23 protein-coding genes and 1 pseudogene are annotated in these 23249 nt (G+C 47.9%); 16 read left to right on the top strand and 8 right to left on the bottom strand.

Annotated features, from left to right (window positions below; all coding sequences use genetic code 11):
• Positions 1-95 precede the first annotated feature (95 nt).
• The 14 genes from rsmG to IO95_RS23250 all read left to right on the top strand — a co-directional run bounded on the left by rsmG (position 96) and on the right by IO95_RS23250 (position 13493).
• Positions 96-719 (top strand): 16S rRNA (guanine(527)-N(7))-methyltransferase RsmG, encoded by a 624-nt coding sequence (gene rsmG / locus IO95_RS23315; RefSeq protein ID WP_037385004.1) that lies wholly within the window; start codon positions 96-98, stop codon positions 717-719.
• A gap of 120 nt (positions 720-839) precedes the next feature.
• On the top strand, positions 840-1787 hold the full coding sequence (locus tag IO95_RS23310) for a glycosyltransferase family 9 protein (protein WP_235186757.1): 948 nt from the start codon (positions 840-842) through the stop codon (positions 1785-1787).
• Positions 1788-2421: 634 nt separating this feature from the next.
• On the top strand, positions 2422-2805 hold the full coding sequence (atpI, locus tag IO95_RS23305) for a F0F1 ATP synthase subunit I (RefSeq protein ID WP_037384896.1): 384 nt from the start codon (positions 2422-2424) through the stop codon (positions 2803-2805).
• A 22-nt stretch (positions 2806-2827) separates the two neighbouring features.
• Entirely contained in the window at positions 2828-3601 is a 774-nt protein-coding gene (gene atpB / locus IO95_RS23300) for a F0F1 ATP synthase subunit A (RefSeq protein ID WP_037384894.1), read from the top strand.
• A gap of 51 nt (positions 3602-3652) precedes the next feature.
• On the top strand, positions 3653-3892 hold the full coding sequence (gene atpE / locus IO95_RS23295) for a F0F1 ATP synthase subunit C (RefSeq protein ID WP_000429386.1): 240 nt from the start codon (positions 3653-3655) through the stop codon (positions 3890-3892).
• A gap of 58 nt (positions 3893-3950) precedes the next feature.
• Positions 3951-4421, top strand: coding sequence for a F0F1 ATP synthase subunit B (gene atpF, locus IO95_RS23290; protein WP_023488956.1), 471 nt, complete (start codon positions 3951-3953; stop codon positions 4419-4421).
• Positions 4422-4435: 14 nt separating this feature from the next.
• Positions 4436-4969, top strand: a complete 534-nt coding sequence (gene atpH, locus IO95_RS23285; protein ID WP_023488957.1) for a F0F1 ATP synthase subunit delta — start codon at positions 4436-4438, stop codon at positions 4967-4969.
• 12 nt (positions 4970-4981) lie between these two features.
• Entirely contained in the window at positions 4982-6523 is a 1542-nt protein-coding gene (gene atpA / locus IO95_RS23280; protein ID WP_023488958.1) for a F0F1 ATP synthase subunit alpha, read from the top strand.
• A gap of 57 nt (positions 6524-6580) precedes the next feature.
• Positions 6581-7444: a F0F1 ATP synthase subunit gamma gene (atpG, locus tag IO95_RS23275; protein ID WP_023488959.1), complete on the top strand. Its 864-nt coding sequence runs from the start codon at positions 6581-6583 to the stop codon at positions 7442-7444.
• Positions 7445-7475: 31 nt separating this feature from the next.
• A complete protein-coding gene (atpD, locus tag IO95_RS23270) occupies positions 7476-8858 on the top strand; it encodes a F0F1 ATP synthase subunit beta (protein WP_023488960.1) in 1383 nt (460 codons plus the stop codon).
• A 20-nt stretch (positions 8859-8878) separates the two neighbouring features.
• Positions 8879-9298: a F0F1 ATP synthase subunit epsilon gene (locus tag IO95_RS23265; RefSeq protein WP_023488961.1), complete on the top strand. Its 420-nt coding sequence runs from the start codon at positions 8879-8881 to the stop codon at positions 9296-9298.
• 287 nt (positions 9299-9585) lie between these two features.
• The gene (gene glmU / locus IO95_RS23260) at positions 9586-10956 is read left to right on the top strand and encodes a bifunctional UDP-N-acetylglucosamine diphosphorylase/glucosamine-1-phosphate N-acetyltransferase GlmU (RefSeq protein ID WP_037384881.1); all 1371 of its coding nucleotides are present in this window, start codon (positions 9586-9588) and stop codon (positions 10954-10956) included.
• Positions 10957-11208: 252 nt separating this feature from the next.
• On the top strand, positions 11209-13038 hold the full coding sequence (gene glmS / locus IO95_RS23255) for a glutamine--fructose-6-phosphate transaminase (isomerizing) (protein ID WP_023492579.1): 1830 nt from the start codon (positions 11209-11211) through the stop codon (positions 13036-13038).
• Between the two features lie 152 nt (positions 13039-13190).
• On the top strand, positions 13191-13493 hold the full coding sequence (locus IO95_RS23250; protein WP_023492580.1) for a monooxygenase: 303 nt from the start codon (positions 13191-13193) through the stop codon (positions 13491-13493).
• Positions 13494-13592: 99 nt separating this feature from the next.
• On the opposite strand, the gene IO95_RS23245 is transcribed toward IO95_RS23250, so the two are convergent.
• The 8 genes from IO95_RS23245 to IO95_RS23210 form a co-directional block, all read right to left on the bottom strand.
• Positions 13593-14930, bottom strand: a complete 1338-nt coding sequence (locus tag IO95_RS23245) for an FKBP-type peptidyl-prolyl cis-trans isomerase N-terminal domain-containing protein (protein ID WP_037384878.1) — start codon at positions 14928-14930, stop codon at positions 13593-13595.
• A 210-nt stretch (positions 14931-15140) separates the two neighbouring features.
• Positions 15141-15548: a hypothetical protein gene (locus IO95_RS23240; protein ID WP_037384875.1), complete on the bottom strand. Its 408-nt coding sequence runs from the start codon at positions 15546-15548 to the stop codon at positions 15141-15143.
• Entirely contained in the window at positions 15524-16819 is a 1296-nt protein-coding gene (locus IO95_RS23235) for a phosphatase PAP2/dual specificity phosphatase family protein (RefSeq protein WP_023491144.1), read from the bottom strand. The genes IO95_RS23240 and IO95_RS23235 overlap by 25 nt, the downstream gene beginning before the upstream one ends.
• Before the next feature lie 2 nt (positions 16820-16821).
• Positions 16822-18576 carry a bifunctional alpha/beta hydrolase/class I SAM-dependent methyltransferase gene (locus IO95_RS23230; RefSeq protein WP_037384872.1) on the bottom strand — a complete coding sequence of 585 codons (1755 nt, stop codon included), beginning with the start codon at positions 18574-18576 and terminating at the stop codon, positions 16822-16824.
• Entirely contained in the window at positions 18569-19210 is a 642-nt protein-coding gene (locus tag IO95_RS23225) for a 1-acyl-sn-glycerol-3-phosphate acyltransferase (RefSeq protein ID WP_023491146.1), read from the bottom strand. The genes IO95_RS23230 and IO95_RS23225 overlap by 8 nt, the downstream gene beginning before the upstream one ends.
• 4 nt (positions 19211-19214) lie before the next feature.
• A complete protein-coding gene (locus IO95_RS23220) occupies positions 19215-20129 on the bottom strand; it encodes a phosphatidate cytidylyltransferase (RefSeq protein WP_023491147.1) in 915 nt (304 codons plus the stop codon).
• Positions 20129-20731, bottom strand: a complete 603-nt coding sequence (locus IO95_RS23215) for a CDP-alcohol phosphatidyltransferase family protein (RefSeq protein ID WP_023491148.1) — start codon at positions 20729-20731, stop codon at positions 20129-20131. Before IO95_RS23215 ends, IO95_RS23220 begins: the two co-directional genes overlap by 1 nt.
• 240 nt (positions 20732-20971) lie before the next feature.
• Complete coding sequence (locus IO95_RS23210; RefSeq protein WP_037384869.1) at positions 20972-21733, bottom strand: IS5 family transposase; 762 nt, start codon at positions 21731-21733, stop codon at positions 20972-20974.
• A 133-nt stretch (positions 21734-21866) separates the two neighbouring features.
• Between IO95_RS23210 and IO95_RS23205 the strand changes: the two are divergent.
• Positions 21867-22697 (top strand): annotated as a pseudogene (locus tag IO95_RS23205) (IS982 family transposase).
• 332 nt (positions 22698-23029) lie between these two features.
• Entirely contained in the window at positions 23030-23203 is a 174-nt protein-coding gene (locus tag IO95_RS25760; RefSeq protein WP_160165614.1) for a hypothetical protein, read from the top strand.
• Positions 23204-23249 lie beyond the last annotated feature (46 nt).

Genomic DNA, 23249 nt, shown 5'->3' with positions numbered 1-23249 from the left:
CACTGACATCTTTGCATGTCTGAATTATTATTGATTGTCTTAAGAGGCAGTTCCTGATTGGTCTGCTGTTCTGCATCTGTCAGAGGACATTAGTGGTGCAAAAAAAACTGGATTCATTGCTTTCTGCGGCAGGAATTGCGCTTCCCGATCAGCAAAAAAGCCAATTACTGGCTTATGTCGATATGCTCGACAAGTGGAATAAAGCTTACAATCTCACTTCAGTCCGTGATCCACAACAAATGCTGGTTCGCCATATCATGGATAGCATCGTGGTTAATTCCCATCTGACCGGTTCACGCTTTATCGATGTAGGTACTGGCCCTGGTTTGCCTGGTATTCCGTTGGCTATTGTACGGCCTGATGCGCATTTCACTCTGCTTGATAGCTTGGGCAAGCGTGTCCGTTTCTTACGCCAGGTGCAGCATGAACTGGGTCTGAAAAATATCGAGCCAGTACAAAGCCGTGTGGAGGAGTTCATTGCGGATCCGACATTTGATGGTGTAATCAGCCGTGCTTTTGCGTCATTACAAGATATGCTGGTTTGGTGTCACCACTTGCCAACACCAGGCCAAGGGCGTTTCTATGCATTGAAGGGAGTCTATCCCGAAAATGAACTGGCACCATTGCCAGCGGGCGTTTCTTTGGAGTCTGTGGTCCGTCTGCAGGTGCCAGAGTTGGCGGGGGAACGCCATTTAGTTGTACTATCAACCATTGAATAAATATTGGCATCGTTTAAAAGAGATATGCTGCTTGTTTTATAAAGGGATTCATTAATGAAAATATTACTGATCAGGCGAGAAAATATCGGTGACCTGATTTTGACCACCCCGCTTATCTCGATGCTAGCAAAAGATCACCAAGTTGATGTGTTGGTTAACTCTTATAACATGTCAGTACTCGATGGTAATCCTAATGTCGCCAACATTTATTACTACACCAAGTCGCACCATGAACGATCGCTCAAGGCTAAAATGGGTGCCTTTATGCATCGTTTGCAGACCACCTATCGTATCCGTCGAGCTGGTTATGATGCCGCTATCGTTGCTGGGCAGTGGAACAAACGGGCGGTGATGTGGGCAAAACTCTCTGGTGCTAAACGAATTATTACCATTGGTGACGATGCGCCTGATATTGTCACCGACAAAATTCCGTATGTACAAGGGACAAGTCATCATATCGTAGAAGAGTTATCGCTCCTGGCAAAACCGCTCGGTTGTTATCAAACCCCGGGGAAAGCAGAACTGTATGTAACAGCAGATGAGATAAAAAAAGCGGAAGAAAAAGTATCTAAAAATGACAAGATACCGCTATATGGTCTGCAGATCAGTTCTAGAAAAATCAATCAGAGATGGTCAGTTAACCATTTTATTGAACTTGCTCACCGATTAGCCGAGCGTGAACCCTGTAAAATCATGCTTTTTTGGTCCCCTGGTTCGAGTAATAATCCGACTCACCCTGGTGATGATGAAAAAGCAGATTTAGTGGTAGAGGGCTGCCGTGACATAGATTTGATCCCTTACAGAACCAACAACCTTCGTGAATTGATGGCAGGTATGGCTTTATGTGATCAAATTGTCACCAGTGATGGCGGCGCATTACATATCGCTGTGGGGGTAGGTAAACCGGTCGTTGCGTTGTTTGCAGGTCATGACTCCTCATTTTGGGGCCCTTGGCAAGTACCATCACGGGTTCTGGAGTCAATGGATAATGATGTGAAGAGCTTATCTGTCGACAGTGTCTATGATAAATTCGTGGATTTGAGAACTGATATTATTAAATTTCAATAAGTTGTAATTTTTTTGAAGGTAACTGCTGTCAGATAGTATGCGGTTTTTGATAAACCTATCTGGTCACACCTTTAACGACGTGTTTATGTTATTTGCCTGACCCCATTGTTACTCAAATGGTAATTGTTACTCAAATGGTAAACAGTGGGCAGCAACTTGAATTAACCTGGTTATAAATGTCAGTAAAATGTTTTTGCATGGTATTACGATTGTTTTTTAAAAGTTTACTTACAATACTTTGATTTGTAATCTTTTTTATAGCTCGATTAGCTAAAGACAATGGGCGTTAAATTGGATTATAAATTAGCGCTAAAATTTACTGTGATAGACAGCACATTTACTGATGCAATAGCCTAGTAACTAGGCCAGTAAGTGTGATAGAGCAAAGGGCGGTTTCTATTGAAATGTGTCTCAAAGGGGAAAATTTAAATAATTGTTCACCTTTTTGCTACTTATTGATTGAATTCGTTGGAGTGGCCCGTATAATTTGCACGGTTTTTGCTACTTGACTCATAGCATTGAAGGCTGTTTCATTACCCATGTTCATGCAAGTTGCAACTAGACGGCAATGACGCGGGTTTTACAGGAATATGCCACTCAGTTTACCCTTCGGGGTACGGAGAGAACAAACGTCATGTCTGTGTTCCTTTACAATGGAAGAGTAGCACGCAAATTGCTGTTTCTGCAGTTAATGACTTTTGTTCTGATCAGCATGGGTTTCGGGTTGAAAAGCCTGGAATGGGGTGTTTCAGCATTGGCCGGAGGCCTTGCTGCCTGGTTACCCAATGCTATGTTTATGCTGTTTGCCTTGCGCCATCAGGTGCAGACACCAGCACCTGGTCGGGTTGCTTGGTCGTTTGCTATTGGTGAGGGGTTGAAGGTCGTGATCACCATCATTTTGTTGATTGTGGCACTTGGGGTGTTCAAAGTGGCATTTATGCCGTTAGCCCTGACCTATTTAGCGGTGTTAGTGGTGCAGATAGTGGCACCTGCCGTGATTAACAGTTACCGAAATTAACTATACAAAGGGTAGAGGCATCATGTCTGCAGAAGTCTTAACTCCGCAGGAGTATATCAGTCACCACCTGACGCATCTTCAGGTCGGGACGGGTTTTTGGTCGATTAATGTCGACTCGATGTTTTTCTCTGTTGTCCTCGGGGTTGTTTTCTTGGCGATTTTCCGCAAAGTGGCTAAACATGCTACCAGTGGTGTCCCGGGTAAGTTGCAAACTGCGGTTGAGATGATCGTCGGTTTTGTCGATAACAACGTCAAGGATATGTACCACGGTAAGAGCAAGGTGATTGCACCGTTAGCGTTGACAGTATTTATCTGGGTATTTTTGATGAACCTGATGGATCTGCTTCCGGTCGATTTTCTGCCGCACATTGCGACAATGGCAGGCCTTCCTGCACTGCGTGTTGTGCCTACGGCAGATGTCAATATCACCTTATCGATGGCACTGGCCGTATTTATCCTGATTCTGTTCTATAGCATCAAAATGAAAGGTATTGGTGGATTCGCTAAAGAGTTGACCATGCAGCCATTCAACCATCCGGTGTTTATACCTATCAACCTGATCCTTGAAGGTGTCAGCCTGCTGTCCAAGCCTGTTTCTCTCGGGTTGCGACTGTTTGGCAACATGTATGCGGGTGAGTTGATCTTCATCCTTATTGCTGGTCTGTTGCCGTGGTGGTCACAGTGGGTTCTGAGCTTGCCTTGGGCAATCTTCCACATTCTGATCATTACGCTTCAAGCCTTTATTTTCATGGTTCTGACGATTGTCTATCTGTCGATGGCGTCTGAAGAGCACTGATTTTCTTAAAACACTTGCACTTTTATAAACTGAAATAAACTGGAGACTGTCATGGAAAACCTGAATATGGATCTGCTGTACATGGCTGCCGCTGTGATGATGGGTTTAGCGGCAATCGGTGCTGCGATCGGTATCGGCATCCTGGGGGGTAAATTCTTGGAAGGTGCTGCACGTCAGCCTGACTTGATCCCTTTACTGCGTACACAGTTCTTTATCGTTATGGGCTTGGTTGACGCCATCCCGATGATTGCTGTGGGTCTGGGTCTATACGTAATGTTTGCTGTTGCGTAAGCAGAGTTCACTCGCTGCGAAGAAACCACATTTTAAACTTTTATAGAGGCATTGTGCTGTGAATCTTAATGCTACAATCCTCGGCCAGGCTATCGCGTTCATCCTGTTTGTCTGGTTCTGCATGAAGTATGTATGGCCGCCAATTATGGCTGCCATCGAGAAGCGTCAGAAAGAAATTGCTGATGGCCTCGCTTCTGCAGAGCGTGGCAAAAAAGATTTGGACTTAGCGCAAGCCCATGCGACCGAGCAGTTGAAAACTGCCAAAGCGGAAGCCCAGAAAATCATTGAGCAGGCAAACAAACGCAAAGCTCAGATCGTGGACGACGCCAAAGCGGAAGCCGAGCTGGAACGCAACAAAATCGTGGCGCAGGCCCAGGCTGAGATCGATGCCGAACGTAAGCGCGCTCGTGAAGAGTTGCGTAAGCAGGTGGCGATGTTGGCCATTGCAGGCGCCGAGAAAATAATCGAACGTTCCGTGGATGAAGCTGCTAACAGCGACATCGTTGATAAACTGGTCGCTGAACTGTAAGGAGGGAGGGGCTGATGTCTGAATTTATTACTGTAGCTCGCCCCTACGCCAAAGCAGCTTTTGACTTTGCCGTTGAGAACCAAAGCATAGAACGCTGGCAGAAAATGCTGACGTTTGCTGCTGCTGTTACTGGTAATGAACAGATGGCAGAACTGCTTTCCGGTGATATCGCACCCGATACGCTATCTAAAACATTTATAGCGGTTTGTGGTGACGAGTTCGATGAGCATGGCCAGAACTTTATCCGTGTAATGGCCGAAAATAGGCGTTTACAGGTTCTTCCTGCGGTACTGCAACAGTTTATTGCATTACGTGCCACACTGGAATCAACCGTCGAAGTCGACGTGCTCTCTGCGAGCGCACTGAACGATGAACAGCAGGCCAAGATTGCCGCTGCGATGGAAAAACGTTTATCACGCAAAGTTAAGCTGAATTGCAAAATTGACAAGTCTGTACTGGCCGGTGTCATTATCCGTGCCGGTGATATGGTGATTGATGGCAGCGTTCGCGGTCGTCTTGAACGCCTGGCAGACGTCTTGCAGTCTTAAGGGGACTGGAGCATGCAACTGAATTCCACCGAAATCAGCGAACTGATCAAGCAGCGCATTGCTCAGTTTAATGTAGTGAGCGAAGCTCACAATGAAGGTACTATCGTTTCCGTCAGTGACGGGATCATCCGTGTACACGGTTTGGCCGAAGTTATGCAGGGCGAAATGATCGCACTGCCGGGTAACCGTTATGCCATTGCATTGAACCTGGAGCGCGACTCTGTGGGTGCGGTGGTCATGGGGCCATACACGGATCTGGCCGAAGGCATGAAAGTAAAATGTACCGGTCGTATCCTGGAAGTGCCAGTAGGTCGTGGTTTGCTGGGGCGTGTAGTTAACACCCTGGGCGAACCTATTGATGGTAAAGGCCCGGTTGATAATGATGGCTTCTCTCCCGTTGAAACCATTGCCCCTGGCGTTATCGAACGTCAGTCGGTTGATCAGCCGGTACAGACTGGTTATAAATCAGTCGATGCCATGATTCCAATTGGTCGCGGTCAGCGTGAGTTGGTGATCGGTGACCGTCAAACCGGTAAAACTGCACTGGCTATTGATGCCATCATCAACCAGCGCGATTCTGGTATCAAATGTGTTTACGTGGCGATTGGTCAGAAAGCATCTACCATTTCTAACGTGGTACGCAAACTGGAAGAGCACGGTGCACTGGCTAACACCATTGTGGTGGTTGCTACGGCATCTGAATCAGCCGCATTGCAATATTTGGCGCCGTATGCCGGTTGTGCAATGGGTGAGTATTTCCGTGACCGTGGTGAAGATGCACTGATTGTTTATGATGATTTGTCTAAACAAGCTGTTGCTTACCGCCAGATTTCCTTGTTGCTTCGTCGTCCACCTGGTCGTGAAGCATACCCTGGTGATGTTTTCTACCTCCACTCCCGTTTGTTGGAGCGTGCAGCTCGTGTTAATGCGGAATACGTTGAAGCTTTCACCAAAGGTGAAGTTAAAGGGAAAACCGGTTCACTGACTGCGCTGCCTATTATTGAAACTCAGGCGGGTGACGTTTCTGCATTCGTTCCGACTAACGTAATTTCGATTACCGATGGTCAGATCTTCCTGGAATCCAACCTGTTTAACTCCGGTATTCGTCCGGCAGTTAACCCGGGGATCTCAGTATCCCGTGTGGGTGGTGCAGCACAGACCAAGATCATTAAAAAACTGTCCGGTGGTATTCGTACCGCACTGGCACAGTATCGTGAACTGGCTGCGTTCTCTCAGTTTGCTTCCGATCTGGACGACGCAACACGCAAACAACTCAGCCATGGCCAGAAAGTTACTGAGTTGCTGAAGCAGAAACAGTATGCGCCAATGTCTGTTGCCCAGCAGTCTCTGGTGTTGTTTGCTGCCGAGCGTGGCTACCTGAACGATGTTGAAGTCGCGAAAGTTGTGAGCTTCGAAGAGGCTCTGGTTGCTTATGCTGATCGTGAGCATGCCGAACTACTGAACCACATCAACCAAACTGGTGCTTATAACGACGAAATCGAAGGAAAGCTGAAAGGCATCCTCGATACCTTTAAAGCAACCCAGTCCTGGTAACGCGTAGCAACCTGTCGTTGAATGATGGCAGGTTGCTGGCAATGAGGAGAATCAGAGATGGCCGGCGCAAAAGAGATACGTAGTAAGATCGGCAGCGTGCAAAACACGCAGAAGATCACCAAAGCGATGGAGATGGTCGCCGCCTCCAAAATGCGTAAATCGCAGGATCGCATGGCGGCCAGCCGTCCTTATGCAGAGACCATGCGTGCGGTGATTGGTCACCTGGCGTTAGGGAATCTGGAATATAAACACCCGTACCTGGATGAGCGTGATGTTAAGCGCGTAGGGTATCTGGTGGTGTCAACTGACCGTGGTTTGTGCGGCGGCTTGAATATTAACCTGTTCAAGAAGCTGCTGACAGAAATGAAAGGCTGGTCTGAAAAAGGCGTCGAAGCTGATTTGGCGTTAGTTGGCTCCAAAGCCACTTCTTTCTTCGGTTCTGTGGGCGGTAAGGTGGTTGCCCAGGTCACTGGCATGGGGGATAACCCGACATTGTCAGATTTGATCGGTCCAGTGAAAGTGATGCTGCAAGCCTACGACGAAGGTCGTTTAGACAAGCTGTATATTGTCAGCAACAAATTTGTTAATACGATGTCTCAGGAACCTCAAATTGTTCAACTACTCCCGTTACCGCCTTGCGAAGACGATGAGTTGAAGCGGAAATCCTGGGATTACCTGTATGAACCCGATCCTAAGGTGCTGCTTGATACGTTGCTGCGCCGCTATGTGGAATCACAGGTTTATCAGGGTGTCGTGGAAAACCTGGCCAGTGAGCAGGCCGCCCGAATGGTTGCAATGAAAGCCGCAACGGATAACGGCGGTAGCCTGATCAAAGAGCTGCAGTTGGTATACAACAAGGCGCGTCAGGCCAGCATCACTCAGGAACTCACCGAAATCGTTTCGGGAGCCTCCGCGGTTTAACCAGGTTTACGAATTACGTAGAGGATTCAAGATGGCTACTGGAAAGATTATCCAGGTAATCGGCGCCGTAGTGGACGTCGAATTCCCTCAGGATGCCGTACCAAAAGTGTACGATGCTCTTGAGGTTGAAAACGGTACCGAGAAACTGGTGCTGGAAGTTCAACAACAATTGGGTGGTGGTGTCGTCCGTTGTATCGCCATGGGAACCTCTGATGGTTTACGCCGTGGCCTTCAGGTCACTGACCTGCAACACCCGATTGAAGTCCCGGTAGGTAAAGCTACTTTGGGCCGTATCATGAACGTGTTAGGTCAGCCTATCGATATGAAGGGTGACATTGGTGAAGAAGAGCGTTGGGCTATCCATCGCCCGGCACCTAGCTACGAAGAGTTGTCCAACTCTCAGGAACTGCTGGAAACCGGTATCAAGGTTATGGACCTGATCTGCCCATTTGCTAAAGGCGGGAAAGTAGGTCTGTTCGGTGGTGCGGGTGTGGGTAAAACCGTAAACATGATGGAGCTGATTCGTAACATCGCCATCGAACACTCTGGTTATTCGGTGTTTGCGGGCGTGGGTGAACGTACTCGTGAGGGTAACGACTTCTACCACGAAATGACCGACTCCAACGTACTGGATAAAGTTTCTCTGGTTTACGGCCAGATGAACGAGCCACCAGGTAACCGTCTGCGCGTTGCGCTGACCGGGTTGACCATGGCGGAGAAGTTCCGTGATGAAGGCCGTGACGTACTGCTGTTCGTCGATAACATTTATCGTTATACCCTGGCCGGTACCGAAGTGTCTGCACTTCTGGGCCGTATGCCATCGGCGGTAGGTTATCAGCCAACACTGGCGGAAGAGATGGGTGTTCTGCAAGAACGTATCACCTCTACCAAGACCGGTTCTATCACTTCCGTACAGGCGGTTTACGTTCCTGCGGATGACTTGACTGACCCATCACCAGCCACCACGTTTGCTCACTTGGATGCGACTGTGGTACTGAGCCGTAACATTGCTTCTCTGGGTATCTACCCGGCTGTTGATCCGCTGGATTCTACCAGCCGTCAGCTTGATCCTTTGGTAGTAGGCCAAGAGCATTACGATGTTGCGCGTGGCGTGCAGTCTATATTGCAACGCTATCAGGAACTGAAAGATATTATCGCCATTCTGGGGATGGACGAGCTGTCAGAAGATGACAAGCTGGTGGTATCCCGTGCGCGTAAAATCCAACGTTTCCTTTCTCAGCCGTTCTTCGTGGCAGAAGTCTTCACCGGTTCACCGGGCAAGTTCGTATCGCTGAAAGATACCATTCGTGGTTTCAAAGGCATTATGGCTGGTGACTACGACCACCTGCCGGAGCAGGCGTTCTACATGGTTGGCACCATTGAAGAAGCAGTGGAAAAAGCCAAGAAACTGTAATGCCTTGAGAGGAGGTTGATATGGCTATGACTTACCATCTGGATGTGGTCAGTGCGGAAAGAGAGATGTTTTCCGGGCTGGTACAGAAAATCCAGGTGACTGGTAGCGAAGGTGAGCTGGGGATTTACCCTGGTCATGCGCCGCTGCTGACTGCCATCAAGCCTGGTATGGTGCGTATTGTTAAACAGTTCGGTGAAGAAGAGTTTATCTACTTATCTGGCGGTATCCTTGAGGTACAGCCAAGTATGGTCACCGTGCTGGTAGACACAGCCATCCGTGGATCGGATCTTGACGAAGCGAGAGCGCTGGAAGCTAAGCGCAGAGCTGAAGAGCACATCCGTACTTCTCATGGTGATGTCGACTATGCTCAGGCCTCCGCTGAACTGGCGAAAGCGATTGCAAAATTGCGTGTTATCGAGCTCACCAGAAAAGCGATGTAATGGTGTACACCACATCCAGAAATCAGAAAGCGGCCTTTATGGTCGCTTTTTTTTTGTATTAAAATAAGCGGCTCAATCAGGCTGATATTGCTATCTATCGCTACTTACAGAGGAATAAAAACGTCTCTGATCGCCGACAGTTTTTTCGTTGTAAAATAGGTTTGGTTTAATTAGCGTCAGGTCAGAGGCCTTCTGACAGCGTTCAGATTTTTGTAGAGAAATATGTAGTAATTCCGCCAGTAAACGGTTTTACTTTTGTCCATCGAAATGGAGTTATCAGGTTACTTATGTCTAACAGCGCAATGAGCGTGGTTATCCTTGCCGCAGGCAAAGGAACACGCATGTATTCTGACCTTCCCAAAGTATTACATCCGTTGGCGGGTAAACCTATGGTGCAGCATGTTATTGATGCTGCCATGAAGTTGGGCGCAAAAAACGTCCATCTGGTTTATGGCCACGGTGGTGAATTGCTGAAAAGCACCTTAAAAAACGATGCACTAAATTGGGTGTTACAAGCAGAACAGTTAGGAACTGGCCATGCCATGCAGCAAGCGGCACCGCATTTTGCTGATGATGAAGATGTGTTGATGTTGTATGGCGATGTACCGCTGATTGCAGTGGAAACCTTGACGCGCCTGTTGGCAGCCAAACCTCAAGGGGGGATTGGATTGCTGACCGTGAAGCTTGAGGATCCTAGCGGATATGGCCGTATCATGCGTGAAAATGGTGAAGTCGTTGGTATTGTTGAACATAAAGATGCCAGCGAACAACAACGTCAGATTAATGAAATTAACACCGGGATTCTGGTGGCTAGCGGTGGTGATCTTAAGCGCTGGTTGGGTATGTTGAATAACAACAATGCTCAGGGTGAGTTCTATATCACCGATATCATCGCTTTGGCGCATGCTGAGGGCAACAAAATTGAAGCGGTGCACCCTGCCCGCCTGAGTGAAGTAGAAGGGGTGAATAACCGTTTGCAATTGTCACAATTGGAACGTGTCTATCAAGCTGAGCAAGCGGAAAAACTGTTGCTGGCGGGTGTAATGCTGTTGGATCCCGCGCGTTTTGATCTGCGTGGTGAGTTGGAGCATGGCCGTGATATTACCATTGATACCAATGTGATTATTGAAGGTAAGGTCAAACTGGGTAATCGGGTAAAAATTGGTAGTGGTTGTGTGCTGAAAAACTGTGTTATCGATGATGATTGTGAAATCAGCCCTTACAGTGTGTTGGAAGATGCTGAGCTTAAAGCGGCTTGCACGGTTGGCCCATTTGCTCGACTGCGCCCAGGTGCACAATTGGCTGAAGGTGCTCATGTTGGCAACTTTGTGGAAATAAAAAAAGCACGCTTGGGTAAAGGTTCTAAAGCGGGTCATTTGAGCTATTTGGGCGATGCCGAAATCGGTGATGATGTGAATATTGGCGCCGGAACGATTACCTGTAATTACGACGGGGCTAACAAGCATAAAACTATCATTGGTGATGGTGTTTTTGTCGGGTCGGATACTCAACTGGTTGCGCCGGTTTGTGTGGGTAAAAGAGCCACTATTGCTGCAGGTACTACGGTTACTCGTGATATCGCCGATGATGAACTGGTCCTCAGCCGTGTCAAACAGGTGCATATTCAAGGGTGGCAACGCCCGGTGAAGAAAAAGTAATTTACCATTATTTTTCTGGCTACCTCGCGCCTGAATGCCAACCTTATATTGTTAGCATTCAGGCGAGTGTGACTGAGTGGATAAATCAGTACCGATTAACCAGTGTGTTTTGTATTGGGCTCTTCTACAGAGGTCAGTACAAAACATAATAACCCCACCATCTACAGGCTCGGGGCGCACGGTAAAAAACCGGCAAAATCAGGTCAAGGCATCGCAAGTGCCCTGAAAGGCACTTAATCAGGAATACAAAATATGTGTGGAATTGTAGGTGCAGTAGCGCAGCGCGATATAGCAGAAATTCTGTTAGAAGGTTTACGTCGTTTGGAATACCGTGGATATGACTCTGCTGGCTTGGCGGTAGTGGATAGCGAAGGTCATGTCAGCCGTTTGCGTCGTGTCGGCAAAGTACAAAAACTGGCGGAAGCAGCAAACCAACATCCTCTGCATGGGGGAACCGGTATTGCTCACACCCGTTGGGCTACCCACGGTGAACCATCAGAAGCGAATGCGCATCCTCATGTATCAGATTACATCACCGTAGTGCATAACGGCATTATTGAAAACCACGAACCGTTGCGTGAATTATTGATTGAGCGTGGTTACCATTTCAGCTCTGAAACCGATACTGAAGTGATTACTCACTTGGTTCATTGGGAGCAGAAACTGGGTGGGACACTATGTGAAGTGGTTCAGCGGGTGATCCCACAGTTGCGTGGTGCTTATGGCATGGTGGTGATGGATAGCCGTGACCCCAGCGAGTTGATTGCTGCCCGTTCTGGTAGCCCATTGGTCATTGGCCTTGGTGTTGGCGAGAACTTTATTGCTTCCGACCAACTGGCATTGCTACCGGTAACCCGCCGTTTTATCTTCCTGGAAGAGGGAGATGTAGTGGCTGTGACTCGCCGTACTGTCACTATTTTTGATAAACAAGGTGATGAAATTAAGCGCCCGGAGATTGAATCTCAGGTGCAATACGATGCCGGTGACAAAGGCATATATCGTCATTACATGCAGAAAGAGATTTTTGAGCAGCCAATGGCATTGAAAAACACCCTGGAAGGGCGTTTTAGCCATGGGCAGATCAATCTGAGTGAATTAGGGCCAAAGAGTGATGAATTGCTGGCAAAAGTACAGCATGTACAGATTATTGCCTGTGGCACTTCTTATCATTCGGGTATGGTAGCGCGTTATTGGTTCGAGTCGCTGGCCGGTGTCTCTTGCGATGTAGAGATCGCCTCCGAATTCCGCTACCGCAAATCTGCGGTGCGCCCAGGTAGCTTACTGATTACCCTGTCCCAATCCGGTGAAACCGCTGATACATTGGCGGCTCTACGCCTGTCTAAAGAACTGGGATATCTGGGTTCTTTGGCGGTGTGTAATGTGGCAGGTTCTTCTCTGGTTCGTGAATCCGATCTGGCGCTGATGACGAAAGCAGGCGTTGAAATCGGTGTGGCATCCACCAAAGCCTTTACCACCCAGCTTGCGGTGTTGTTGATGCTGGTGGCGCGTATTGGCCATCTGAAGGGGATGCCAGAGAGCGTAGAGCATGAGATTGTGCATGGTTTGCAAGCGTTGCCTGCGCGTATAGAACAGATGCTGTCGCTGGACAAAAAAATTGAGGCATTGGCAGAAGGTTTCTCTGACAAAAATCACGCCCTGTTTTTAGGCCGTGGTGATCAATACCCGATCGCCATGGAGGGTGCGCTTAAGCTGAAAGAGATCTCCTATATTCATGCGGAAGCCTATGCTGCCGGTGAACTGAAGCACGGTCCATTAGCGTTGATCGATGCGGATATGCCTGTGATTGTGGTGGCGCCAAACAATGAATTGCTGGAAAAACTCAAATCCAACATTGAAGAGGTCCGTGCGCGTGGCGGTCAGCTTTATGTGTTCGCCGATCAGGATGCCGGTTTTGTCAGTAGTGAAGGCATGACCATTATCCCATTGCCTCATGTTGAAGAAATTGTCGCGCCAATCTTCTACACGGTTCCGCTACAACTGTTGTCCTATCATGTGGCATTGATTAAAGGTACAGATGTGGATCAGCCGCGCAACCTGGCGAAATCGGTTACTGTTGAGTAATCATTTTAGTTGCAGGATGACCATAAAGTTGTGAACTGAATAAATCCGGTTATGCCCCAAAGGCAAACCGGATTTTTTTATGATTAAGCTCAAGTGATGTTTATCAGAACGCATTATTCTTCACTGATAATGCAATGAAAAAGGAGTTTTTTATGAGCTACATACTGCAAGTTGATTTTCCCTACCATGGCCCTTGGGGGCAGGAAATGGCGCAAGCGATGGAGGGGTTAGCCCACTCTATTGCCGAAGAACCGGGGTTGATTTGGAAGATCTGGACTGAAAACCAGGCCACCCAAGAAGCGGGTGGCATCTACTTGTTCGCCAATATTTCCAGTGCTGAGGCCTATCTGGCGATGCATAGCGAGCGGCTTCGCAATTTTGGTATTCCCCAGGTTAATGGAAAGATATTTGCCATTAACCAAGCTTTGACGCAGATCGATCGTGCTCCAATTTGAATAACAGTTGCGTGAACTTGAAGATTAAAACGTAGGGATCGCGCAGAATCTGGTAATCACTAACCCCAGCAGTTCGAATAACTGCTGGGGGATAAATCGCTATTGCGGTTTATTTACATCAATAACAGAAATAGTGTAGATAACCACAAACTCAGGTTTTTTAGATCCATCCGGAACTTTTATCGCTGAAGGTGGGATCGCGACCTGAATCTCTCCCCCTTTACGAATAAGTTTCACGCTATCACGCAGCAGTGGCGGTATATTATCTACTTTAAATACTTGGTACGAGTTATCAACTTTAGGGCCATCAACCACAGTGCCATCAATCAAGGTACCTTTAAAACTTAACTCAACAACATCGGTACTTTGCAGTGCTGGACCGCTCCCTTTATTGATTATCAAGTAAAGCAACCCTTGTTTGTTTTTCTTGACCCCTTCACGCTGTGCAAATTGCTCCATCCAGGTTTTATCTGCAGCAATTCTTTTATTATTTTTATCTTCTGCTAAGACGTTTATCTGCTCGTCAAGAATGAGTAACGTGTCGCGTACTTCTTTCTCACTCATTTTTTCCTGATTGTTGAAGGCATCAGCGACACCCGCTAACATTATATTTTTATCAAGCGTTATATGGAGTTCTTTTTGTTGAGCAATTTGCGCTTCAATATAGTGCCCTAATGCGATACCACTGGCATAAGCACGTTTTTGCTCTTCGCTATCTAATTTAAATTCTTTTGCTACTGTTGGCGTAGTCGTCACGGCCTCTTTTTTTTCTGCTGTCGCAATATTCTCAGACACGGATGTACTTTCTGCTGTTGCCGAACTCGCGCTAGTTGCAGCGGCTTCACCCGCTTGTATCTCTTTTTTATCCAACTCTTTTGGTTGCTCAGTTATGGATGGAAAGGCGGGTGATGGCTTTGCCGCAGGCGCTACATCGGGTGTTTTGGTGTCTTCTGTTGTTTCTGCTGTCGTTGTTTCGGTTGCTGTTGTTTCGGTTGGAACAGCCACTGTCTCTTTTTGTTGTGGCGTAGTTATATTTTCTGGTGAAGTTATATTTTTCGGCGTAGTGATATTTTCTGGCGTGGTCGTACTTTCTGGTGTCGCCGCATTCACATTAGTTGAAGTCGCCAGGTTCTCTTTTACCTCTTGTTTTGTCTCTTTTTCATCTGTCTCTTTTTCATTCGACATTTTAGGCTGTTCAGTTAGGCTTGGGCCTGTTGACGTGGGGGTGGCTGCGGGTTCTGCCTCTGCTGCTTTAGTGTTGTTTGTTGTTTGTGCAGAGGGAGCTCCGTCTGTCGATGCTGGCAGCGTTGCTGATGGTACTGAGGGAGGTGTTTGTACTGTGGTTGCCGGATCTTCTGCGTTGGCGGTGAGTACATAACCTGACATAATCAGCGAACTCGCAAACAGCACCTTTTGGGTCGTGAGACGAAAAGACATAGGAATACCTTTGGCTTGTCTAAATGAGTAATGATTAACAGAATAGCGGGTGAAAATTTTTTATAAAAGCACCGGGTAAAAATTAATCTTTGTTATCACAGAGAAACGTTAGGCAACAGCCGATTATTTAAGGCCTGTAGTTGTCTGTTGTTGCCTATGGTTAATAGATTCACCCAGCAATGCTTACAGGGTTCACTACTTAGCCAACGTTCAGTAGAGAATCAAAGCGAACAACCAGAGAACCCACAATAACGCCGTGATTAACATGGTGCGCTTGAGTTGGCATAACGCACCATGTTGACGTTGCGGGAATGTCAGTTGGGTTAACCGTTGCCGTTGCCAAATCAATGCCAGCGCTTTCCCGGCTTGTTGATTCTGCGCCTCGTTGAACTGTGTTAAATAACCGACATCCAACCATAGGCGCCAGCAGCCATAAATACATACACCACTCAGCAACGACACCCCTGCCCGCATCAATCCGGGTGATGCAGCAAAAATAACCCATAGTAATGGTGGTACCACCATCAACAGCAAAAAACGCCAGCTCAGCAGAGTTCGTTCAAGCAACACGGTGGTTAGTTGTTCGGTTGCTGTTATTTCCTGATGTTCATTCGCCATTGTTCTAACAGCTCCAGATGTTGAGCGTTTAAGACTACCTGCGGCCGCTTCTGCCGAATATAGGCGACGGCTTCCATTACCGTGAGTGACGGTTGTTTATAGAGTAGCCAGGCGGCTGCCACTAAAGCACTGCGTGACAAGCCTAATGCACAATGGATAAGCACGCTACCTTGTGTACGCTGCAACTGTTCCAGCATGAGAACCGCCTCACGGAGTTGGCTCGCTTGCGGGTTGACCAAATCCAACATCGGTACACAATAATAGGCGACTCCGGTTATGTTGCGCGCTCGGGGAAACTCACTGGTAACATCCAACACTGCCCGTTGTAATGGCTGGTTACGGGGGTAAGAGCCCAGGAACACCTCATCCGTGAGCGGGCTAACCGCAGGCAAACGGCGGGTGTAATAGCGTAGAGAAATAAACATCCCCAACCGCCAGGGCATCAGTAACCAGTAGGCGGCAGGGGTGAGTTTTCCTTGTTCATTTTTTTGCAACACGGTGACGCCAAACCCGGCATATCCCAGCGTGACAATCATCAACGCTATGGCTGGCCACCACAGCCACGGCAGATAAAAACTTGCTGCTATGGCTATGAGTGAACCGAACAAATAGCGTCTGGTTAATTTCCAGCGGCGGCTATCTGGGCGCTGCCAACGCCATTGCCCCTGTTCTGGTACCAGCCAGTCAATCACCATACCCGCGATCAACCCAGTGATAACGTCGATGAAATGGTGCTGCCAAGTCGTCACAACGGAGAGTGCGATAAGCAGAAACCATGCGGTAAAAATCCGGTGCCCGTGGCCGCCAAGGTGGCGGCTGAAGTGGCGCCAGAGTAACCAGCAAAAAATAATATGCAGAGAAGGTGATTGATTATAGGGTAAATCAAATTGCTCCAATTGTTCGAACAACCAACCGGCAGCACCAGAAATTGGCGGTCTGGTGAAGGAAAATTTCAGCGGAAAGAGTAAAAAACCGATACAGGCCACCAGAGGGGCTAATGCTAACCGGTAGACCAAGCGTCGCTGTTCACTGAGTGTTGTACAGATAAATAGCGACAACCCGTAGAATATATCAAGGCTCCAATAGGGAATTATGGTCAGCGGAATAAAGGGAATATGCTTCTCCCAGTCAAACACCAGGCTGCCCACATCACCCCTGCCAGCGGTAAACTGGTTTACCTGACCATAGGTGAGGAAAAAAAGGGGGGCCAGCAACAGCAGCCAGCCTATCCCGTGAATAATAATAGTACGGCGAGTTACAGAACTGCTCATGCTTAGCGACGCACCGCCAGTGAAACAGTAAAAATCCCCCACTGATCAATTAACTGGGCACATTTATCAAAACCGGCTTCTTGCACCAAGGCATCCATTTCCCCTTGGGTACGTACACGCATTACCCACGCCTTACCATCTTTATGGCTGGTGAGGGACCAGGCGATGGTTTTTAACTGCGGATGCCACGGTTGCCCGGTGTAGATCAATATCCCCCCGGGTTCAATGGCCTCTGCCAACCCAGCTAACGAATTACGTACCAGTGTATTTTCAGGAAATAGCTCGTAAAGCCCAGAAACGATACCCAGCGTTGGGCGTGGCGTTAATGCAGCCAGTTCATCGCGGTTAAAAGCGTCACCACGTTCAAAATGGGCCTTATCTTCCATGCCGCGTGAAGCGATCATTTCCTGTCCTTTCTCGACATTCAGTTCACTGTAATCACGCAGGAGAATATGACTGACGAGGGGTTCACTCGCCAACGCATCCAACACATAGCGACCATGCCCGGCGGCAACATCCACTACACGCACTGGCGTCCCTTGTGTGGCCAACTGCGCTACTGCTTGTTGGATAAGTTGCTGCAGATGAAGTTTACGCTGACGGATCCCTTGCCAACCAATGCTATTGAGGTAGTTCTTATCGATTTGCCGACCTAGCCAGTTACTTCCTTGTGGTTGGTTACGATAGACATAATCCAGGGTGCTACCGGAATCAAAACCAGTCTCAAACCCTAACTTCACGCCAGTTGACTGGGTACCCAGCATTTTCATGCCATAACGCATTGCGCGATAAGCCACATCATCGAGAGAATAGGGAACCGGGCCGCCACTGAGCATTCGCCAAGTATCAGCACTTGGGCTCCAGCGGTCTTCATTACTGTAATCGAAGCGTTGCGGTGGCAAGGCGTACAGGGTGTCGATAAAACTGCGCATTTTGTCGAATGCGATGTGGCGATCCCGCTCACCGAGCGTGTCATGATAAAAACCAGGGAGGATGTGCAATTCTTTTAATTGGCTGCGTAACCCCTGGTAGAAATCCAATTGCGGCTTGCGGTGGACAACATGGTCATTGCCGGAAATCAGTAACTGTACTGGTAGGGTAATTGCAGCGGCGTCGCGTACTACGCGTTCCGCAGTACGGTAGAGATCAAGCAATATATTGACGGCGATTGGCCGGGTAACTAAAGGATCATGATCAAAGCTGGCTACCCGCTCGGGGTCGTGTGTCAGGTATTTGCCTTTGACGTAAGAGTTGACGAAAAACAACCCGCGCAAACGGTGCAAAAGTGCCAGCCCGCTACGTGCAAACGGTACATACAACTTAACCTTAAACGCGGGTGATGCCAGCACCAAGCCGCGAATGGCTGGCGCATAGTCGTGTACCCAGGTCGCAGCCAGTACCGCCCCAACGCTTTGTGCTACCACGGTAATATTCTCCAGGGGCACATTATTTTCGGTAGCAACAAAGCGAACAAATTCATCCATATCCTGTACTGAGCGGGTCAGCGATGGGCTGTAACCGCGTTGACCTGGCGAACGCCCATGTCCCCGTGCATCCCAAGCATAGAATGCGCTATCCGGCATAGCTAATTCATCAACAATGTGTTGCATACGCCCAGAGTGCTCATGGCCGCGATGGAACAAAACGATGATTTTATTTATTTCGCCGTTTTCCTGCGCTGGCCAGTGGCGATAAAACAGTTCAGTCTGGTCGCTGGTCAGAAAACACTTTTCGTCTGGCGTACGGGTATTAATCATGGGATTCATTTCCTTGAGTCTCCTGCCGGAGTTGTAATAAACGCTGTAATAGCGCTTCCTTAAACTGGCTCTTATCCGGGTGAGAGTACAGTGGCTCACCTACATTGACATCAATAAACAACGGCAAAGGAATGCGGTTGCCTTTTGCCATAACCTGTTCTGTCCCTTTCAGCCAGATGGGGATAATCGGTACCTCCGGCAGACTTTGGCTAAGATGCCACAGCCCTGATTTTAGTGGTGCCAATTTTCCTGGTTCACCACGGCTACCTTCAGGAAACAAGATCAGAATCTTATTGTCGCGTAATGCTTGTTCACAAAGTGCCAGTGGATTGGTTTCCCCTCCTTGGCGCGAGACCGGGATAATATTGAGAATATTAAGCGTAAACCACGCCAACCAGCGGTTACGCAGAAAATAGTCTGCAGCGGCCACCGGGTGGACATTGTGTTGTTGATGAATTGAGAACAGTGATAACAGCGTAAACGCATCCATATGGCTGTTATGATTTGCCACGATAATCGCCGGCCCTTGTTTGGGCAGTCGTTGTGGGTGTTTTACTCGTAGCCCAAGCCATAACCAAATTACCGGCCAGACGATACAGAGTGAAAATAGTGTTTTGAGAAGTTTTTTCACCATAATGTCAGTAATAGAAGTAACGAATAAAGTGGAAGAAAACCGGGGCGGTGAAGATCAGGGAGTCCAAGCGGTCAAGAATACCGCCATGGCCAGGGAGCAGTGTTCCGCTATCTTTTACACCGATATCGCGTTTGATTGCTGACATCACAATATCACCGCAGAACCCCGTCACACCAATAATCAACCCGGCCAGCAGCGCCATATTCCAGCTTAATGGGGTGAGTAGCGGGCCAAGCAATACCGCCGCCAACGTGGTGCTGGCGATGCCACCGAGCAAGCCAGCCAGGGTTTTATTTGGGCTGACTTTCGGCGTGACTTTAATCCGCCCCAGAGATTTGCCCCACAGATACTGTGTAATGTCGTTAAATTCTGTCAGACCGACCAGAAATAGCACCAAAAGGGCCCCTGTTTGCTGGCCATTGGCAGGGAGAACCAGCAAAAAGGCCACATGACTGAAGGCAAAGACCGTAGTCATCAGGCCCCAGTGTAACTGCGACACACTGCTTAGAAAGCTATGCGTATCGCCAGAAATCACCATGCGAGCGGGAAGGAATAAAAAGACATAGACCGGAATAAACACAATGAACATGCCATACCAGTTAGCGCCAATCAGCCAATAGTTGATGGGAATGGCGATAAACATCCACAATATGGGCATCCGGTCAGAATATCGGGAGGGAATCAGGGTCAAATATTCCTTCAACGCTATAAAACTGACCAGCGCGAAAAAAGTCAATGCCAGCCAGTGGGGGCTGATCATCGCCAGGGAAAACAAGATGATAATGACCCACCAGGTACGGATGCGCAGCGTTAATTCACGCCAGTTTTTCTCTGGGCGCAACCAGACCAACAGCCCATTAATGAGGGTAGCGATCAGTAACAGGGCAAAAATAACGGCCAGGGATTTTTCCAGCAACATTATTGCGGCTCCTCTACCAAGGCGCTACGGCAGCGATTGATGACCGTCCAGACCAGTAATAACGTTGCTATGCCCCACACCAGATTGTTCCAGCTAACCAGTTGCGGCCAGATAGCCAGCACCAAACCCCAGGAACCAAACATCAACGCCCGGTCACTTTTACCCAGTGGCCCAGCATAGTTACGTGTCCCGTTAATGGTTTGTACCAGAATTCCACAAAATTCGGTTAACACCATGATGAATAACATCACCAGTACCAGCGGTGCGTTACTGTTTGCGAGAAAGATAAAAGGCAGATATAAGGCAACATCAGAAAGGACATCACCTATTTCATTCAGTATCGCCCCGAGGCGGCTTTTCTGGTTGCACTCCCGGGCTAACATGCCATCCAGTGCATTGAGCGCCATACGGATAAATAACACAATCGGAAGCAGATAAAACAGACCAGGTTGCGGAAATAGCATCAGTATTCCGCCAACCAGAAATGAGAGCACCATCGCGGCCAGTGTGACCTGGTTGGCTGTTACATGATGTTTTTCCAGACAATACATTATTGGACGTAACAAGGCCTGAAAGGCAGGCTTAATCCTATAGAGTGTCATTATCATTCCCTGGTATTGATACCCTTCATACTACTTGGGTGTTGGCTATAGTTACACGCCTCATTCAGGAGGCTTGTGCCCGTATCAGGGCAACTGAAAACAGCGTTCAAGTCTGCTTCAGGCGGACTTGAACGCACCAGTCACATAGTTATCTATCACATGGTTATCTATACTCTTTTTATCTTAAAACAGGGGAAATATGAAGTTAATTAGGGCTTGTTGATCTTTGCTGTTCATCATTCAGCCAACCCACATTGGCAGCCACATGAGGCAACAAGCCAAAGCTACTGTACTTGCGTAATTTCGGGCTAACTTATCGTATCTTGTGGCTACTGAGCGGTAATGCTTTAACCTGGCAAAGGCATTCTCTACAAGGTGGCGATATTTGTACAAACACCAGTCAATATCGCCATTCCCAATCTTTGAGTTCCGTTTGCGGGGTATGGTCGGTATTCCCCTTTTCTGCCGAACCTGCTCACGGATTTTCTCACTGTCATACCCCCGATCTGCAATAACATGCTCTGCATCTGGCAACCTATCAAGTAATTCCGGAGTAGCTTTACTGTCATGAACTTCACCGCCCGTGACAATGAAATCTATCGGTAAGCCACAACTATCAACAGCCATATGGATTTTCGTCGTGTTGCCACCACGGCTTTTTCCTATAGACTCTTTGCCCTCAGAGCAAGCGCCTGTCGCATGTTGATGGGCTTTAACAATGCTACCTTCTATAAATTCCCATTCTAAATCAGCCAATTGCCTAAGCTCGACAAAGAGTTGCATAAGAATGCCTTTCTTTGACCACAAGTTAAACCGCCGGTAGATGGCACTCCAATGTCCAAAAGCGGCTGGAACATCACGCCAAGGGCAGCCAACCCGCATTTGATACAAAATCCCTTCTAAAGTATTTCTATGTTCTGGCTTGTCATAGACGCGACCCGTTCTCAGCATTAAGCGGATTAGCTTTGACCAGTATTCATCTGTTAATATCGTTCTTGGCATGTTGGGCTGTCGTGGTTAGTTTTTGGCGAAAGTAATTATACCAGTCCTTCATGCCGCCTAATAATCCACCACGAAAGATCAACAGCCCCTAGTAGAACTCTTCTGTGATGTCGATGATTTTTGCAGGGTCTTCATCCCATTATGGGAACAGCAGTGCCTGGAGAACGGTAGTCGCAAACGGCGGCGTTCTTCCCGCATGAGTCCCAGCGAGATAATGACCATCCTTATTGCTTTTCATATGTCAAACCACAGGAATTTCAAGAGTTTTTATCTGGGGATCATTTGAATGTACCACCGTCAGGATTTTCCGGAACTCCTCAGTTACACCCGCTTTTTAGGCGTCATGTCATCGGTCATGGTGCCCTTATGTAGCTATTTTACATCGATTAAAGGACAACCGACGGGGATTGAATTTATCGACTCGACCAGCATCAAGGTTTGTCACAACATTCGTATCCCACGCAATAAGGTCTTCGATGGAGTAGCCAAACGGGGAAAAGGGACGATGGGTTGGTTTTACGGTTTCAAATTACACATTATTGTCAACTACTTAGGTGAAATGGTGGCCGCCAAGCTGACCACAGCCAACGTTGACGACCGGGTCCCTGTGAAGGAATTGGCGGAAGGCTTAACGGGCCAATTGTATGGAGACAAGGGCTATATTAGCCAGGCTTTGGCGGCAGAATTAGCTTCTGAAGGTGTAAATTTTATCACGGGTGTACGTAACAATATGAAAGCGAAAGCGCAATCCGCGTGGGATAAGGCAATGTTATCAAAGCGCTTTATCATTGAGACTATCAATGACCAACTAAAAAACATCTCACAAATAGAGCATACACGACACAGGAGTTTGCATGGTTTTATGCTGAATATGGTATGCGGACTGGTCGCGTACTGTTTCAAAGAAGATAAGCCATCAATCAAGTTGAGCCATCCCGAAATGATGGTGCTGATGACGGCTTAACCAGATCTCAGGTTAATTATACCAGTCCTTCATGCCGCCTAATAATCCACCACGAAAGATCAACAGCCCCTAGTTTTGGCACAGTTTATGTGTTTGTTTGCTCCTTGGGTTTAAAGCCCGTTCCCCGACTGATAGCTGATCAATTGAGCAACGCATTTGAACCCTGAACAGTTGTCCTGTCCGACCTCATTTCGTATAAGCAATGGGGTAATAATGAGTCTGCCAAATCCACTCTGTGTGGGAATTGATGTGTCTATATCCAAGTTCAATGAAGTTGCAGGTAGGAGGCAAACGAGAGAATCCCGATGATCTTACATGGGTAAGTGATTCGGGTGAACGAGTGTAGTCAACACCGCTGCAGCTTCATTGGCGACGGGTATAAAACCACGCTGGATGTTGCCATCGGTATGGAGATTTCCCTGTTTACTGTCGGTAACAACCTTGATGGTTTCGATGGCATTATGCTGGGGATGATATCGCTTACCGCCTACAATCAATTCGCATGATTTTGGGTATATTTATCATCAAACCAAAATTAATGCTCCAACGCCG

The organism is Serratia sp. DD3 (assembly GCF_000496755.2).
This window is presented reverse-complemented; position numbering and strand designations above follow the sequence as displayed.

Coding starts and splice junctions, on each gene's coding strand:
- IO95_RS23310 (WP_235186757.1), top strand. CDS start 840: ATGCTAGCAAAAGATCACCAAGTTGATGTGTTGGTTAACTCTTATAAC.
- atpI (WP_037384896.1), top strand. CDS start 2,422: ATGTCTGTGTTCCTTTACAATGGAAGAGTAGCACGCAAATTGCTGTTT.
- atpB (WP_037384894.1), top strand. CDS start 2,828: ATGTCTGCAGAAGTCTTAACTCCGCAGGAGTATATCAGTCACCACCTG.
- atpE (WP_000429386.1), top strand. CDS start 3,653: ATGGAAAACCTGAATATGGATCTGCTGTACATGGCTGCCGCTGTGATG.
- atpH (WP_023488957.1), top strand. CDS start 4,436: ATGTCTGAATTTATTACTGTAGCTCGCCCCTACGCCAAAGCAGCTTTT.
- atpA (WP_023488958.1), top strand. CDS start 4,982: ATGCAACTGAATTCCACCGAAATCAGCGAACTGATCAAGCAGCGCATT.
- atpG (WP_023488959.1), top strand. CDS start 6,581: ATGGCCGGCGCAAAAGAGATACGTAGTAAGATCGGCAGCGTGCAAAAC.
- atpD (WP_023488960.1), top strand. CDS start 7,476: ATGGCTACTGGAAAGATTATCCAGGTAATCGGCGCCGTAGTGGACGTC.
- IO95_RS23265 (WP_023488961.1), top strand. CDS start 8,879: ATGGCTATGACTTACCATCTGGATGTGGTCAGTGCGGAAAGAGAGATG.
- glmU (WP_037384881.1), top strand. CDS start 9,586: ATGTCTAACAGCGCAATGAGCGTGGTTATCCTTGCCGCAGGCAAAGGA.
- glmS (WP_023492579.1), top strand. CDS start 11,209: ATGTGTGGAATTGTAGGTGCAGTAGCGCAGCGCGATATAGCAGAAATT.
- IO95_RS23250 (WP_023492580.1), top strand. CDS start 13,191: ATGAGCTACATACTGCAAGTTGATTTTCCCTACCATGGCCCTTGGGGG.
- IO95_RS23245 (WP_037384878.1), bottom strand. CDS start 14,930: ATGTCTTTTCGTCTCACGACCCAAAAGGTGCTGTTTGCGAGTTCGCTG.
- IO95_RS23240 (WP_037384875.1), bottom strand. CDS start 15,548: ATGGCGAATGAACATCAGGAAATAACAGCAACCGAACAACTAACCACC.
- IO95_RS23235 (WP_023491144.1), bottom strand. CDS start 16,819: ATGAGCAGTTCTGTAACTCGCCGTACTATTATTATTCACGGGATAGGC.
- IO95_RS23230 (WP_037384872.1), bottom strand. CDS start 18,576: ATGATTAATACCCGTACGCCAGACGAAAAGTGTTTTCTGACCAGCGAC.
- IO95_RS23225 (WP_023491146.1), bottom strand. CDS start 19,210: ATGGTGAAAAAACTTCTCAAAACACTATTTTCACTCTGTATCGTCTGG.
- IO95_RS23220 (WP_023491147.1), bottom strand. CDS start 20,129: ATGTTGCTGGAAAAATCCCTGGCCGTTATTTTTGCCCTGTTACTGATC.
- IO95_RS23215 (WP_023491148.1), bottom strand. CDS start 20,731: ATGACACTCTATAGGATTAAGCCTGCCTTTCAGGCCTTGTTACGTCCA.
- IO95_RS23210 (WP_037384869.1), bottom strand. CDS start 21,733: ATGCCAAGAACGATATTAACAGATGAATACTGGTCAAAGCTAATCCGC.